This window comes from Achromobacter sp. (genome assembly GCF_049647645.1).
Taxonomy (GTDB): Bacteria; Pseudomonadota; Gammaproteobacteria; order Burkholderiales; family Burkholderiaceae_B; genus Achromobacter.
Genome location: NZ_JBARYB010000306.1, coordinates 67759 through 81287, shown reverse-complemented (window position 1 = coordinate 81287; position 13529 = coordinate 67759). Strand labels below are relative to the sequence as shown.

11 protein-coding genes are annotated in these 13529 nt (G+C 63.3%); 5 read left to right on the top strand and 6 right to left on the bottom strand.

Going from position 1 to position 13529, the window contains the following annotated elements:
• Positions 1–26: 26 nt before the first annotated feature.
• Together WBB14_RS34770 and WBB14_RS34765 are read right to left on the bottom strand one after the other, a co-directional pair.
• Positions 27–3353: an autotransporter outer membrane beta-barrel domain-containing protein gene (locus WBB14_RS34770; RefSeq protein ID WP_424243784.1), complete on the bottom strand. Its 3327-nt coding sequence runs from the start codon at positions 3351–3353 to the stop codon at positions 27–29.
• Between the two features lie 371 nt (positions 3354–3724).
• Positions 3725–4174, bottom strand: coding sequence for a hypothetical protein (locus tag WBB14_RS34765; protein WP_424243783.1), 450 nt, complete (start codon positions 4172–4174; stop codon positions 3725–3727).
• Positions 4175–4427: 253 nt separating this feature from the next.
• Here WBB14_RS34765 and WBB14_RS34760 point away from each other — a divergent pair, with 253 nt between their 5' ends.
• Positions 4428–5276, top strand: coding sequence for a DMT family transporter (locus tag WBB14_RS34760; RefSeq protein ID WP_424243782.1), 849 nt, complete (start codon positions 4428–4430; stop codon positions 5274–5276).
• Between the two features lie 21 nt (positions 5277–5297).
• Here WBB14_RS34760 and WBB14_RS34755 read toward each other — a convergent pair whose 3' ends face one another.
• The gene (locus WBB14_RS34755; RefSeq protein WP_424243781.1) at positions 5298–6428 is read right to left on the bottom strand and encodes an FUSC family protein; all 1131 of its coding nucleotides are present in this window, start codon (positions 6426–6428) and stop codon (positions 5298–5300) included.
• A gap of 256 nt (positions 6429–6684) precedes the next feature.
• Between WBB14_RS34755 and WBB14_RS34750 the strand changes: the two genes are divergently transcribed.
• Positions 6685–7701: an amino acid ABC transporter substrate-binding protein gene (locus WBB14_RS34750; RefSeq protein WP_424243780.1), complete on the top strand. Its 1017-nt coding sequence runs from the start codon at positions 6685–6687 to the stop codon at positions 7699–7701.
• Positions 7702–7733: 32 nt separating this feature from the next.
• On the opposite strand, the gene WBB14_RS34745 is transcribed toward WBB14_RS34750, so the two are convergent.
• Complete coding sequence (locus WBB14_RS34745; protein ID WP_424243779.1) at positions 7734–8654, bottom strand: LysR family transcriptional regulator; 921 nt, start codon at positions 8652–8654, stop codon at positions 7734–7736.
• A 192-nt stretch (positions 8655–8846) separates the two neighbouring features.
• On the opposite strand from WBB14_RS34745, the gene WBB14_RS34740 reads away from it, so the two are divergent.
• The 3 genes from WBB14_RS34740 (at position 8847) to WBB14_RS34730 (ending at position 11719) form a co-directional block, all read left to right on the top strand.
• Complete coding sequence (locus tag WBB14_RS34740; protein WP_424243778.1) at positions 8847–9821, top strand: tripartite tricarboxylate transporter substrate binding protein; 975 nt, start codon at positions 8847–8849, stop codon at positions 9819–9821.
• A gap of 11 nt (positions 9822–9832) precedes the next feature.
• Positions 9833–11278, top strand: coding sequence for a M81 family metallopeptidase (locus tag WBB14_RS34735; RefSeq protein ID WP_424243777.1), 1446 nt, complete (start codon positions 9833–9835; stop codon positions 11276–11278).
• A 159-nt stretch (positions 11279–11437) separates the two neighbouring features.
• Positions 11438–11719, top strand: a complete 282-nt coding sequence (locus WBB14_RS34730; protein ID WP_006385706.1) for a peptidylprolyl isomerase — start codon at positions 11438–11440, stop codon at positions 11717–11719.
• Positions 11720–11802: 83 nt separating this feature from the next.
• Here the strand turns inward: WBB14_RS34730 and WBB14_RS34725 are convergent, their stop codons facing one another.
• Both WBB14_RS34725 and WBB14_RS34720 read right to left on the bottom strand, forming a co-directional pair.
• Positions 11803–12543, bottom strand: a complete 741-nt coding sequence (locus WBB14_RS34725) for an ATP-binding cassette domain-containing protein (RefSeq protein ID WP_424243776.1) — start codon at positions 12541–12543, stop codon at positions 11803–11805.
• 12 nt (positions 12544–12555) lie between these two features.
• Positions 12556–13518 carry a sugar ABC transporter substrate-binding protein gene (locus WBB14_RS34720; protein ID WP_424243775.1) on the bottom strand — a complete coding sequence of 321 codons (963 nt, stop codon included), beginning with the start codon at positions 13516–13518 and terminating at the stop codon, positions 12556–12558.
• Between the last annotated feature and the right edge of the window lie 11 nt (positions 13519–13529).

Below are 13529 nucleotides of genomic sequence, written 5' to 3'. Positions count from 1 at the left end.
CGCCCATATCTGGCCCAAGAGTCCCCTCAAAAGCGCCACGTCGCCGAGACCGTGCCGGCGACATCGGAATCTCCGCCCCGATAGAAGTTGCTCGATACGGCGGCACCGATAGTCGTGCTCCGCCCCATTTTGTAAGACAGCCCGGCTTGCAGGCCAAGGCTATCGCGGCCCACCACTTCGCTGCGGGTGCTGAAGCTCGCCTGGGGATATCCGGCAAACGACGCGGTTTGGGTGATCGCGCCACTGGTCAGTTCATGATTCCAGGTCGATTGCAGATTGGCCGTCATCGTATTGCCAGCGGATGTCGGAAATTTGTAGCGAATCTCGCCGCCAAGGCGCGTGCGCAATGAGTTGAAGGTCTTGCCATCGAGATCCAGTCCAGCGCCATCGCTGCGCTTTTCGGAGACGTCAGGCCGATGCAATGCGCTGTAATCAAGCGCCGCAACGGGGCCGACGCTTGAGCCTTCGCCGAGTTTCCACCGCCAACCGCCGCCGATCGTGACGGTCGCGGTGGCGCCGGTCCAGCTGCTGCGCGGCTTCGCGGAATAGCCGTTCACGTCTATCGTGCGATTGACGCGTACGTCTTCGGCGCCGATCCGCGCCAACGCAAACGCATGGGGACCGGCGTTCGCATCGGAGGCGTAGCGTGCTTGCACACCGATGCCGAACGCTGTCGACTTGCCCGAAGCAGGAGTCTGGTCATCGAGCCGGGTTGATTGTCCGCTGACCGCCGCGTGTACGCCGACGGTCCACGCGCGCTCCTCTTCCGCGACCTTTTCCGCGCCAAAAACCAAGCCGTACGTATTGCCGCTGGAACCTGCCATGTCGCCGCTACGGCTGGTTCTGTATCCGCTGCCGAACGGCACGGCGAACGCGCGCCACGTCCCGCGCGCTGCGGTGCCACCAGCAGGCTCCGTGGCGTCCGTGCCGACGGCAGAGGCCACCATATCGGTGATCTGGCGCTCGCGCAGCAGGCCGCCGGTGAACATCGCGCCATACGCGGACGGAGAGAGTTGGCGCAGGGCTGACTGCACGTCGCTTCCGTTCGGCGCCGAAAAGTCCAGCGCGGCAACCAGCGGCTGCAAACCGGCGCCAGCATTGCCGGCGATCTTATCCAGCGCGGTTCCGACGCTCCGGCCATTGCCATCAGCGCCAAGCCGCGCGTAGGCGTCCGCGTCGCGTGTGAACGCGATGCGATAGGTATTGTTGCCCTGCGCCATGGCGGTGGCTCTCAGGGATGGCGAGTCCAGCACCGCGGACACGCTGGAGAAAGCGCCGGTGACGCTGTCCGCGCTCAACCACTCGTCCGACGTGACACTGTAGCCTGTCGCGTACCAGCCGCGCTGCGGGGCTATCGCCAGAGAGCCGGCCAGCGACGCATTGCCGCTCACGGCAAGCCCGCTGATTTCGCCTGAGCTATCAAGCGCTACTTGCAAGCGTCCCGTGGGGGTTTGCACATAGTCGCCATCTACCTCAATGCTGCCCCAGGGCGTTGGCGCGACGGTGCCGTTGTTGACGAAGAGGCCAGCTGGGTTGAGCAGGTAGCTGCTGTTTCCGGTCAGCGTGGCGCCCTGCGCCACGTTCACGTCGTACACGGCATGATTGCCATTGATTTGCGTGACGCCGCCCGCCATCTGCAGCGACAGATTATTGATGCCGACGATGTTGCCGTCGTATCGGAATGCAAAGTTGGGGTCTGGCCGGTTCGTCGATCGCCCGTTTGCGTCGGGCGCCGTACCGAAACTCAGCTTCGTGAGACGCAACGCGCCGTTCTCGTCCTCTTGCGCGTAGGACGACAGGATGTCACCGGACAGCGAGGCGCCGCGCATGACATTGATCTGGCCAACGTAGCCGCTCTCGCTCATGTAGATCGCTGCGTGCTTGCCGGCAAGACGCCCGGTCAGGTCGACGGTGGCAACCAGCGGACCATTGATTTCGTCGAGCAAGTCATCCGGCTCGCCTTGCACATCGCGTATGTATGAGCCACGGTAGTCCGTGTCGTCTCCCATGGCGTTGTGGCCGAAGTCGAAGCTTGCCGCAATGCCGTGCTCGCCCAGGGCCTGCACATCGCCACGCTGCACGAAGTTGTGATTCTTGCCATAGGCGAACATCACCCCGCGCGCGTAGGGGCCGTCGGCATAGACGCGCGTGCCAGGCAGGACAGTGACCGTGTTGCCTTCGCCATCGACACGAATGCCGCCGCCACCGCGGCCCGCCGACAGCAGGTCTGCCCGCTGGTAGACCTCATTGAAACTACCATAGACGTGCAAACCCAGGCCTACCTGCGCCGTATTGTAGGTATTCGGGATGTAGGCGGTGCCGGCAGCGTTGCGCCCGAAAAAGGGGTTGTCGTTAATGATCTTCAGGCCGCTGCCATAGATCGAGGAGCCGAAGAAGTTACGGCGGTCGATCTTGTAGCCCAGGTCCTGCATGACCGCCAGCTCGGCCTCCATGAACACGGTGTAGTTCTGATAATTCTGGTGGCTCATCATGCTGTTCTTGAGCTCGATGTGCGACATGAAGTTGTCATCGACGTCGCCGGAGTCGCCCAGCATACGCACGGGAACGCCGCGCATCGCGCCTGCCAGCACCTCGTTGACATGGTCACCAGAAAAATAGGCTTGATCGCGTCTTGCGTCGAACATGTCGTCGCTGACGGGATTCTCGCAGCCAGTGCAATAGATCGCCTGGCCGGGCTGTGCCGCACGGCCGTAGTCATCGCGCAGATGCGTCGTCCAGGCGCTGCTATTTGGAGCGAAATAAGGGGAATATCGACCTGAACGTGTGTCGGCATTGAGCGTCGAGCTTGATATGCCTAGCGCGTGAGCGACCTCGTGATACACGGTAGAGGGCAGATCGAATTCAACATTGAGCGGCAACTGCGATGGAATGTATGGCGCATTCGAAAATCGTAGCGTACCGATGACGATCACGCCGTGCGCACCGTGCGTCAAGTCGCCGGGCGGCCGATTCTGAAGCGCGGCCTGAACCTGGGTAGGTAGGTTTTGGTCTCCATCGACTAGCGGACTATACGCGTATGCGTTGTCGTCATTGTTCGTTCCGATATTGATGATCGCGGGCGCCTGACCCGGCACGACGTTGATGGTCTGCGCCCAATGCCGCAGCCCACCCAGCATTCCCGCCTTTTGCGAGGACGACAGATTCCACAGGGACTTTTCCGGCCCATCGTCGTCATCATCGGTGTACGGACCATCCTCCACGCCAAAGACGCGCACAAGCATGAACGGCACGCCCTGGGAATCGTTCACCTCATAGGTTTCCACGGCCTGTGCCGAAGTGCTTCCGAGGGAAAGCGCCGCAACGGCAGCGGCCGACAATCTGAACCTTTTCATTCAAAACTCCGATTGCAGCGCTTTCTATTCGTTGTGAAGTGCGCAGGCATTGCATGGCCGATGGCTTCTGGACGCTGCGGCCTTTTCTGACCAGCGTCGCACGACATCTTTTGATGCAATTTGCTGACGAAATTTAAATCAAAGTGTTGCGATCGAATATCACTGAAACTTGTGATTCTGTCCGTTGGGCGCTGGTTGTCGATTGGCGTCCGGACTGACCCGGCGTATTGCGGGAATGGCTACGCCGCCACCTAGCCGGAGCGGTCAAAGCAGCGGGCAAGCACAGGAGGGAAGAGGCATGCGGAAAAGCAACGCGTAGCGGAAATCCGCCGCGAAGCACGGCGCTACGACGGGGCCAGGACTGAAACCGCTCAGCCGCCCAGCAGAATTCCAAGGCGGCTGTTCCACACGTCGCCATAGCGTTTGCCGGTGACGGGGACCCGGACCAAGGGATTTTTGAGGTCGCTGGTGGAGAAGTCGAAATGGACATTCTTGAAAGAATGCGAGCCATTGCCGGAAACCTCGGTCCACTTCAACTGCCACTGCCTGATGTACGAAAAGTCGAGGACTTCTCCGCGATCCTTGGCGCCGGACACCATGCAAATTTTTCGCGTTTGGGGGTCGAACGCGATGAAAAATTTCTTATTCGCGTCGCTGAGTATCAGTTCGTTGTCGACGCTGTCCTCCGGAAAGGACGTACCCTGCCTTTGATTGTGTTCGCGAAACTTCGCCAACAACGCGTTGTGCCGCTTCTTTTGGCGGTGGATGACCCAAGCGATCACGGCGATGATCGTTACGGCGAACGAAATGAGATTAAACATAGCTGCTTTTTTTCGGTGGATTTTGGAGGCTGTATCGGCAATAACGGCCTCCGCAGCAGAAACTTGAGGAAATTCCCGCTTTAATTCAGCGTCCGGCGCCGTTCACGCGTCCGGGCGGGGAAATATCGCAACGTCCCGCCGCAGCCCCCCTCTCCCACCAATGCCGCAGCAGCGACGGGAATCATGCCTTGCGCTACGATCCCCGAATCGGTGGTCCGTCGCTCTCCGCGGCACCGAAGGGAACTCCTAGGCCATGACGCCCCGCCTGTTCGTGCTCACCCTGCTTTCCCTGCTGGCCTTCGCCGGCAACTCCCTGTTGTGCCGCCTGGCGCTCAAACACACCGCGATCGACCCCGCCACCTTCGTCGCCATCCGCATCGGGTCCGGCGCGCTGGTGCTCTGGCTGATGCTGCGGCTGCGCAAGCCCGCCGGGCGTATGGAGGGCAATTGGCATGGGGCGTTGGCGCTGCTGGCCTATGCGCTGGCCTTCGCCTATGCCTACACACAGATCTCCGCGGGCACGGGCGCCTTGCTGCTGTTCGCGTCCATTCAGATCAGCATGATCCTGTACGGACTCTTCATCGGCGAACGGCTGAGCGTCACGCAGGGGCTGGGCATAGGCCTGGCGGTGGCCGGCCTGGTCATCCTCATGCTGCCCAGCGTCAGCGCGCCGCCCTTGTTCCACGCCTTGCTGATGATCGTGGCCGGCATCGCGTGGGGCGCCTATTCCTTGCTGGGCCGCAGCGCCAAGGATGCGGCGTCGGCGACGGCGGGAAATTTCATCCGCGCCACGCCGGTCGCGCTGCTGCTGTTCCTGCTGCATGCCCTGGCTGCCCGCGTGGGCTACGATGCCGCCGGCGCGGTGTACGCCGTGGTTTCCGGCGCGGTGACCTCGGGCCTTGGCTACATCTTCTGGTACGCCGCGCTCAAGGACCTGAAAGTGACTCACGCCGCCACCGTGCAGCTCAGCGTGCCGGTGCTGACGGCGTTCGGCGGGACCGTGTTCCTGGATGAACCGGTGACCGGCATCCTGATGGCCGCCTCGGCGCTGATACTGCTGGGCATCGCCCTGGTGGTGTTGGTCAAGAAACGGACCGCCTGACGGCGCCCGGACGCCGCGCCGTCAGTTGACGCGCTTGGGCAGCACCGCGCGCATCCAGCGCGACAAGCGCGGCCGTATGCGCTGGTTGTGCAGCAGCACGGCGCCCACTGCGCCGATGAAAGCGCCAACCACCGTATCCAGGAATCGCGCCTCGATGACGGCCTCGGGATAGCCTTGCCCCAGGTGCGGCGCTTCGGCCAGGAAGATCGTCAGCGGCGTGATCAGCACAACCGCGCTGGCGTAGTGGCGCACCACCAGCGTTTCTATGCCGAACGACAGCGCCATCATCACCAGGCTGAGGGTCCATACGTTCAACGGCAGGCTGAGCAAGGCCCACGCCACGCACAAGCCGACGGCAGTACCCAGAATGCGATGCAGCTGGCGGTTCCAGGCCGCCATCAGGCTTGCGCCCTGGATGATCGCCAGGCAGGTCACGGGCACCCAATAAGGTCGCGGCAATTGCAGCAGTTCGGCCACCAGCAGAGACACGCCCACGAACATGCCGATGATCACGGAGTCATAGACCACGAAGTCGAAGGTGGGCTTGGGCAACGCTGTTTCGGGCGGAGGCGGCGCGACCCGCGTCATGTGCAAGGAATAGGCGAACGCCACCAGGCACGCGACCAGACTTCCCAGGGCCACCATTCCCACGCGCATGGGAATGTCTTCCACGCGTCCCGGCGTGTAGGCCGCGATGGCCGTGGCCATGATGAAGAACAGACTGCCCGGCGGACCCAGCCGGTAGCAACGGCAGACCATGTTCACCACCATGGCGATGAAGGTCAGCGCGACCAGCATCACCGTGGGCCAGAACTGCGTCAGCGCGCCGACCGCATAGCAAGCCACCATCCCGAACGAGGCCGCCAGCAACATCATCATCCTGTGTTGCAGCGAGGAATTGGGCAGGCTCAGGAACACCATGCCGCCCAGACTGGACATCAGGCCGTAGTCCATGCGCCCGAAATACGCGCCCACCAGCAAGGGCAGGCCGGAGGACAGGGCCGCGGCCAGGGGCATTTCCCAGCGCCTATCGCTGGCGTTGACCCGGATCAGCTCGCGCCAGACGCCCAGCAGCCGTTGTTTCGCAAAGGCCACCGAATGCCATGAGTCGGGGCGGCGGTCGCGGTCCTGAGGTTCGTCGTTTTTATTCATATATCGGTCTACTGGTAGGCCCAACCTTGCCATTGTCCACGCCTGCCCCTGATTAGGCAGGCAATAGGGTCCAATATGGGCAATCGGCCCACAGCCGGCAATCCAGCATTGAGAACACCATTGACGCCGAACAAATTCCGCCCGGCGGATTTAACGGGAATTCCCTGATTCTCCCCCCTTTGGCCGCTGGCTACCATTCCGCGCACCTCAGCCTTCGGCTGATCGCTACACATGCGCCGGATAGCGCGGAGACATCATGAAAGCACTCAAACTGGCCGCGGCAGGCACCGCTTTGTTCATCTCGTCCTGGACCGCCCACGCTGGCGTGACTTTCGAAGCCGTCAAGAACAAGGGCTTCGTCCAATGCGGCGTATCCACCGGCGTCGCCGGCTTCTCGGTCAATGACAGCAAGGGCGGCTGGATCGGCCTGGACGTGGACCTGTGCCGCGCGCTGGCCATCACCATGTTCGGCGATGCCTCCAAGGCCAAGATCATGGCCGTCAGCGCACTGCAGCGCTTCACTGCCCTGCAGTCCGGCGAAGTCGACGTCCTGCCCCGCAACACCACGCTCTCGCTGACCCGCGACACGACCCTGGGCCTGATCGGCGTGGCCGTTAACTACTACGACAGCCAGGGCATCATGGTGAACAAGTCCCTGAACGTGAAAAGCGCCAAGGAACTGGACGGCGCCACGGTCTGCGTGCAGCCCGGCACCACCACCGAACTGAACCTGGCCGACTGGTTCCGCTCGCAGAACATCGTCTTCAAGCCCGTGGTGGTCGAACGCCTGGACGAGATCATCCGCGCCTTCGCGGTAGGCCGTTGCGATGCCTTCACCGGCGACAAATCGCAGCTGGCCGCGGCGCGCAGCAACCTGGAGAACCCGGAAAAGTACGACATCCTGCCGGAGAACTTCTCCAAGGAGCCGCTCGGCCCCATGGTCCGCCAGGGCGACGAACAATGGTTCAACGTGGTCCGCTGGACCCTGTTCGCCATGCTGGAAGCCGAGGAATACGGCATCACATCCAAGAACGTCGATGAAATGCTCAAGAGCACCAACCCCAACGTGCAGCGCCTGCTGGGCGTGACCCCGGGCATGGGCAAGAACCTGGGCGTGGACGACAAGTGGGCCTACAACATCATCAAGAATATCGGCAACTACGGCGAGAGCTTTGAGAAGAACCTCGGCCCCAGCAGCCCGCTGAAGCTGCCGCGCGGCCTGAACGCTTCCTACCGCGACGGCGGCCTGATGTACGGCTGGCCGGTGCGCTAAGCACACGGCATGACCTTGCCAGGCATCGCCCGCTACGGTTTCGCGCCGTGGAACAGCGGCGATGCCTGGATTCTTTCCAGCATCCCTCTCGCCGCACTGGTCAGCGGCCGATTCGCCCGCACGATCAGCCGCGTCTGCGCCGCTTCGAAGATGGGATTGGTGGTGCGCAACGCCACCAGCTCGCCTCTGGCGACCTCCTTCACCACTGAATTCGCCGACGTGAAGGTCAGCCCCAGGCGGCTTTCCACGTAGCGCTTCAAGGTCACGATCGAGTTGGCAATGAAGCTGGGCGACAGCACGATGTTCTCCGAGAGCTCGGCCATCTCGATCAACTGGCGCAGGCCGAACCCCGGCCCCATGAGCGCGATCGGATGGCTCGCCACGTCCTTCAGCGTCGGCCGCTTGCGTTGCCGCGCCAGTGGATGATCCGGCCACGCGATCACGCACAGCGGATGGTTGCGCGTATGGACCACGCGTATGCCAGGGTCCGCCGGGGCGCCGAACACCACGCCGATATGTGCGTCGTCGTGCACCACGGCGCGCACCGCGTCGGAAGCGCCTGCCACCTTCAGCGACACCCGCACGCCGGGATGCTGTCGGCAGAATTCGTCCACCACGCCGCTCATCAGGATATCCACGAATCCCTCGCTGGTGACGATCTGGATATCGCCGCGTTGCAAGCCGTTGACCTCGTCCAGCCGGGCGCGCAGGGCCTGCTCGCTGGCTTGGCGGTCGCGGCAATGGTCCATCACGATGGCGGCCATATCGGTGGGCACGATGCCGCGGCCCTTGCGTTCCAGCAGCGCCACGCCCAGCTCCGTTTCGAGCAGCTGGATCTGGCGGCTGACGATGGAGGGTTCCACACCCAGGCGCTCCGCCGCCCCGCGCACCGATCCGGTGTTAACCGCCTCGAAGAAATATTGCAAACGCCGCGCGCTCAAGCCGCCGTCCATGCCTCCTCCCATTTCCACGATTTCTATAAATCGTTGCCTTTTAGGCAACAAACTCGCTCTCAGCTTACATTGATTTACAGGGCCGCGATTGCGAATAATGCGCGTACTTTCAAATCCGCTCGGTTGCGAGCCTCAAGCTGGAAACCAGCGGCGGCGGCAATGCGAGGTAACGCCCATTTCGAGCCTTAAAGCATGAAACTCTTCGCTTCGATCCTCGCTGCCGCAACCCTGAGCGTGTTCAGTCAACAAGCCGCATTCGCCGCGCCGGAAGCCGCCTACCCGAGCAAGCCCGTCAAGGTCGTGGTCGGCTACGCGCCGGGCGGCTCGTCCGACGCCGTCGCGCGGCTGATCGCCGGCCGCCTGTCGGACAAGCTGGGCCAGACCTTCGTGGTCGAGAACCGCCCCGGCGCCGCCAGCAACATCGCCGCCGCCACCGTGGCGCGCTCGCCCAACGACGGCTACACCATCCTGCTGGGCTCGAACGCCAGCACCATCAACGTGTCGCTGTACAAGGAACTGTCCTTCGACTTCCAGAAGGACTTCGCGCCGGTGGCGCTGTTGACGCGCTTCCCCAACATCATGGTGGTGAACAACACCGTGCCCGCCAAGACGGTGCAGGAGTTCATCACCTACGCCAAGGCCAACCCCAAGAACATCTTTTTCGCTTCGTCGGGCGCAGGCTCGTCGACCCGCCTGTCGGCTGAACTGTTCAAGATGATGACCGGCGTGGAAATGGAACACGTGCAGTACAAGGGCAGCGCGCCCGCCCTCACCGACCTGATGGCCGGCCGGATCCAGGTAATGTTCGATACGGCGCCTTCCGTCATGCAGCTCATTCAGGGTGGCAAGCTGCGCGCGCTGGGCGTCACCAGCGCGGCCGTCCAGCCCTTCGCGCCCGAGATCCCCACCATTGACGCAAGCGTCAAGGGCTACGAGATGACGTCCTGGTACGCGCTGTTCGCGCCGGCCGGCACGCCCGCGGGCATCGTGGAAAAGCTGAACAAGGAAGTCAACGCGATCCTGGCAGAAAAGGACATCCAGGAGAAGCTTGCCGGCATGGTCGCCACGCCCGGCGGCGGCACGACTGAAGAACTGCGCCAGCACGTCGCTTCCGAAATCGCCAAGTATGCCGACGTGGTCAAGGCCTCTGGCGCCACCGCGGACTAAGCACTCGTACCATGCGCGTTTTCACCGGTTCGCTGTCCACGGAAACCAATACGTTCGCTCCGCTGCCCACCTCGCTGGATGATTTTGCCGACCGGGGCTATTACCCCGCCGGCACCCATCCTCCCGAGATGACCATCTTCAGCGGACCCCTATGGGCAGCGCGCCAGCGCGGCGCGCAACACGGCTGGACCGTGATCGAAGGCATGGCCGCCGGCGCCCAGCCCGGCGGCATCACCACCCGTCATGCTTACGAGACGCTGCGTGATGAACTGCTGCGAGACCTGCAAGAGGCCTTGCCCGTCGACATGGTGGTGTTGGGCCTGCACGGCGCCATGGTGGCCGATGGCTACGAAGACTGCGAAGGCGACCTGCTTGCGCGGATACGCGAGATCGTCGGCCCCGGGGTCGTGGTAGGTGCGGAACTGGATCCCCATTGCCATCTGTCGGACGCCATGGTGGCCAACGCCGACATGCTGGTTGCGTACAAGGAATACCCCCACACCGACATACGCGAACGCGCTTTGGAGCTGGTGGACTTCTGTGCGGCCATCGTCGAGCGTCGCATCACGCCAGTCGCCGCCGTCGTTGACTGCGGGATGGTCGTCACCATACGCACGCCGCAGGAACCGGCCCGCGGCTACATCGACCGCATCAGCGCGCTGGAGGGCAAAGACGGCATCCTCTCCATTTCCGTGGTGCACAGCTTCGCCTGGGGCGACGTGCCAGACATGGGGACCAAGCTGCTGGTCTATGCCGACGGCGACACCCAGACCGCCCAGCAGCTCGCACGGCGCCTGGCCGACGAGCTGATAGGCATGCGCGAAGCATTGACGCCTGTCTATCCCAAACCGGACGAAGCCATCGACCAGGCTCTGGCATGGGGCGGCCCCCCCGTCGTCATCGCCGACGCTTCCGACAACCCTGGCGGCGGTGGTGCGGGCGACTCCACCTTCCTGCTGCGCCGCCTGTTCGAGCGCGGCGTGCGCAACGTGGCGATAGGCCCCATGTGGGACCCCATAGCCGTCCGCATCGCCTTCAGCGCCGGCGTGGCCGCGCGCTTGCCCTTGCGCATCGGAGGCAAGATCAGCCCGCTATCCGGAGAGCCTCTGGATCTGATGTGCACGGTCAAGGCGCTGGTCCCGGACATGGTCATGACGGGATTGTCCGGATCGCCAGCGGTGGTGGGAAATTCCGCCCTGGTCGAGGCCGATGGCATCGAGATCGTGCTGATCACAATACGGGCCCAGGCCATGGATACCGATGTTTTCACCCAGCTGGGATGCCGGCTGGAGGAAAAGGCGCTGATCGTGGTGAAGTCGGCGCAACACTTCCAGGCTTCGTTCGCGAAGGTGGCGCGACGTGTGGTCTTTGCGGACGCGCCGGGATCGGCGGCGTTGGATCTGGGTGGACTGCCGTATGAACATATCCATAGGCCAAAGTGGCCGATCGATATGTGACAAAAATTCCTGCGCGCTTGCCCCCGGCATCCTGTATTGAAGGGATACACAACTGTCTTCAGCGGTTCATCATCGGCGAGTTACCCTAGCCGATCCAGCGCCTGTCCGCTGAATGCGTTACTCTCCCCCTCCCCAATTCAAGTCCGCAAGGAGCCCCAAATGGCACAAGCCTCCGCCCGCCACATCCTCGTCTCCACCGAAGCCAAGGCTAACGAACTGAAGACCGCCATCGAAAACGGCGCCGACTTCGCTCAGCTGGCCAAGGAAAACTCGAGCTGCCCGTCCTCGCGCGACGGCGGCAACCTGGGTACGTTTGGTCCGGGCCAGATGGTCAAGGAATTCGACACCGTGGTGTTCAGCGCCCCGGTCGGCGAAGTCCAGGGTCCGGTGAAGACGCAGTTCGGCTACCACCTGGTTGAAGTGACCAGCCGCAAGGACTAAGTCCCGCTGCTGCACACAAAAAGGCCGGCGCCAGGAAAACCTGGCGCCGGCCTTTTTTTCCGCTCAGACTATGAGCGAGAAATCTATTCCTTGCCCGTCATCACCATATGCGCCAGCGCATCCGCATCCAGCCCGGCCACGTCGCGCTCGATGACCTTGGCGCCGCTCTTCAGAATCGCGACCCGGTCCGCCAGCGCCACCACGTCGGCCATGTTGTGGCTGATGAGGATCACGGTGCGTCCTTCTTCGCGCAGCTTGCGCACCAGATTCAGCACCAACGCGGTTTCCTTGACGCCCAGCGCGGCGGTGGGCTCGTCCATGATGACGACGCGGGCGTCCCAGCGCAGCGCGCGGGCGATGGCGACCGCCTGGCGCTGGCCGCCGGACATGCGTTCCACGGGCCGGTCCATGTCGTCGATGGGCACGGACAGGCGCTGCAGGTAGCCGCGCGCGTCCTGGGCCATGCGGCGCTTGTCCAGGACGCTGAACGGGCCCGCGCGGCGCACCAGTTCGGCGCCCATGAAGATGTTTTCCCAAATGGACAGGCGCGGGGCCAGCGCCAGGTCCTGGTAGATGGTGGCGATGCCTTGCACCAGGGCGTCGTGGGGCGAGCCGAATACGACCTGTTTGCCGTGCAGGCTCATCGCGCCGCCGCTGGGTTCCTGCGCGCCGGAGATGATGCGGATGAGCGTGGACTTGCCTGCGCCGTTGTCGCCGCAGATGGCCATGACCTTGCCCTGGGGCACGTCCAGGTCCACGCCCTTCAGAGCTTCGACGGCGCCGTAGGATTTCTTGATCTGGCGTAGCGACAACGCGGCGGTCATGGCTGCGGGCTCTTACTTGGCGGGTTGCAGGAATTTCTGGACGTTGCTGGCGTCGACCAGGACCGAGTCCATGAACAGGTAGGGGCCGGCGGCGATGGTTTCCCTGGGCTCTTTCTTCACGACGATACGTTCGAGGGCGTAGATGGCCTTGGTGCCCATCTGCTCGAAGGGAATCATCATGGTGGCGGTCATGAGGCTGTTGGGGTCAGCGATGCGGCGGTAGGTTTCCGGGCTGCCGTCGACGGACACCAGGGTGATGTCGCCCTTCTTCATGCCCTGGGCCTGGAGCAGGTCGTCGATGACGTAGGCCTGGCCGTCGAACGAGGCCCAGATGCCTTTGAACTGGCCCTGGTGGCGCAGCAGCAGCGCCTGCATGCCGTTGCGCACGTCGTCGCGCCAGCTCTGGGTGCGCGCCATGCTGAACTTGGCCAGGTCCTTGACCGCGGTGTTCTCGGTCAGGACGGCGTCCAACATCTTGCCGCGGATGCGGGTGCCGGAGTTGCCATCGAAGCGGGCGGACAGGATGTTGCCCTGGTAGCCCATCTTGCCCAGCAGGTACAGCACGGACTGGGCGCCGGTGGCGTATTCGTTGACCTCGACGTCGAACAGCATGTGGGGGCTGGCGCCGGACATCACACCGACCACCGGAATGCCTTTTTCCTTGGCGGCCTGCAATTGCGCATCGGTTTCGACGGGCTTGCCCATGGCGATGACGATGGCGTCGACCTTCTTGTTGACCAGGGTGTCGAGTTGCTCGGCCAGCTTGGGCAGCGACCCCTCGGCGTTCAACTGGGTGACCGTCCAGCCTTTGGCGCGGGCGGCTTCGGCAGCGGCGTTGGCGACGCGGGCATGGGTTTCCGAGGACATCTGGAACGCGACCACGCCCACGTCGAAGGCGTGCGCGGCGGCGCCCAGGGCCAGGGCCTGTACCGAAAACGCGGCCAACAGCAGATTTCGCATCAAGGATTTACGCATGGTTCCCTTCC

Bases quoted from the DNA above. Each gene is read 5' to 3' on its own strand.
- WBB14_RS34735 (WP_424243777.1), top strand. From the start codon at position 9,833: ATGCGCGTTTTCACCGGTTCGCTGTCCACGGAAACCAATACGTTCGCT.
- WBB14_RS34770 (WP_424243784.1), bottom strand. From the start codon at position 3,353: ATGAAAAGGTTCAGATTGTCGGCCGCTGCCGTTGCGGCGCTTTCCCTC.
- WBB14_RS34745 (WP_424243779.1), bottom strand. From the start codon at position 8,654: ATGGACGGCGGCTTGAGCGCGCGGCGTTTGCAATATTTCTTCGAGGCG.
- WBB14_RS34740 (WP_424243778.1), top strand. From the start codon at position 8,847: ATGAAACTCTTCGCTTCGATCCTCGCTGCCGCAACCCTGAGCGTGTTC.
- WBB14_RS34750 (WP_424243780.1), top strand. From the start codon at position 6,685: ATGAAAGCACTCAAACTGGCCGCGGCAGGCACCGCTTTGTTCATCTCG.
- WBB14_RS34760 (WP_424243782.1), top strand. From the start codon at position 4,428: ATGACGCCCCGCCTGTTCGTGCTCACCCTGCTTTCCCTGCTGGCCTTC.
- WBB14_RS34720 (WP_424243775.1), bottom strand. From the start codon at position 13,518: ATGCGTAAATCCTTGATGCGAAATCTGCTGTTGGCCGCGTTTTCGGTA.
- WBB14_RS34730 (WP_006385706.1), top strand. From the start codon at position 11,438: ATGGCACAAGCCTCCGCCCGCCACATCCTCGTCTCCACCGAAGCCAAG.
- WBB14_RS34725 (WP_424243776.1), bottom strand. From the start codon at position 12,543: ATGACCGCCGCGTTGTCGCTACGCCAGATCAAGAAATCCTACGGCGCC.
- WBB14_RS34755 (WP_424243781.1), bottom strand. From the start codon at position 6,428: ATGAATAAAAACGACGAACCTCAGGACCGCGACCGCCGCCCCGACTCA.
- WBB14_RS34765 (WP_424243783.1), bottom strand. From the start codon at position 4,174: ATGTTTAATCTCATTTCGTTCGCCGTAACGATCATCGCCGTGATCGCT.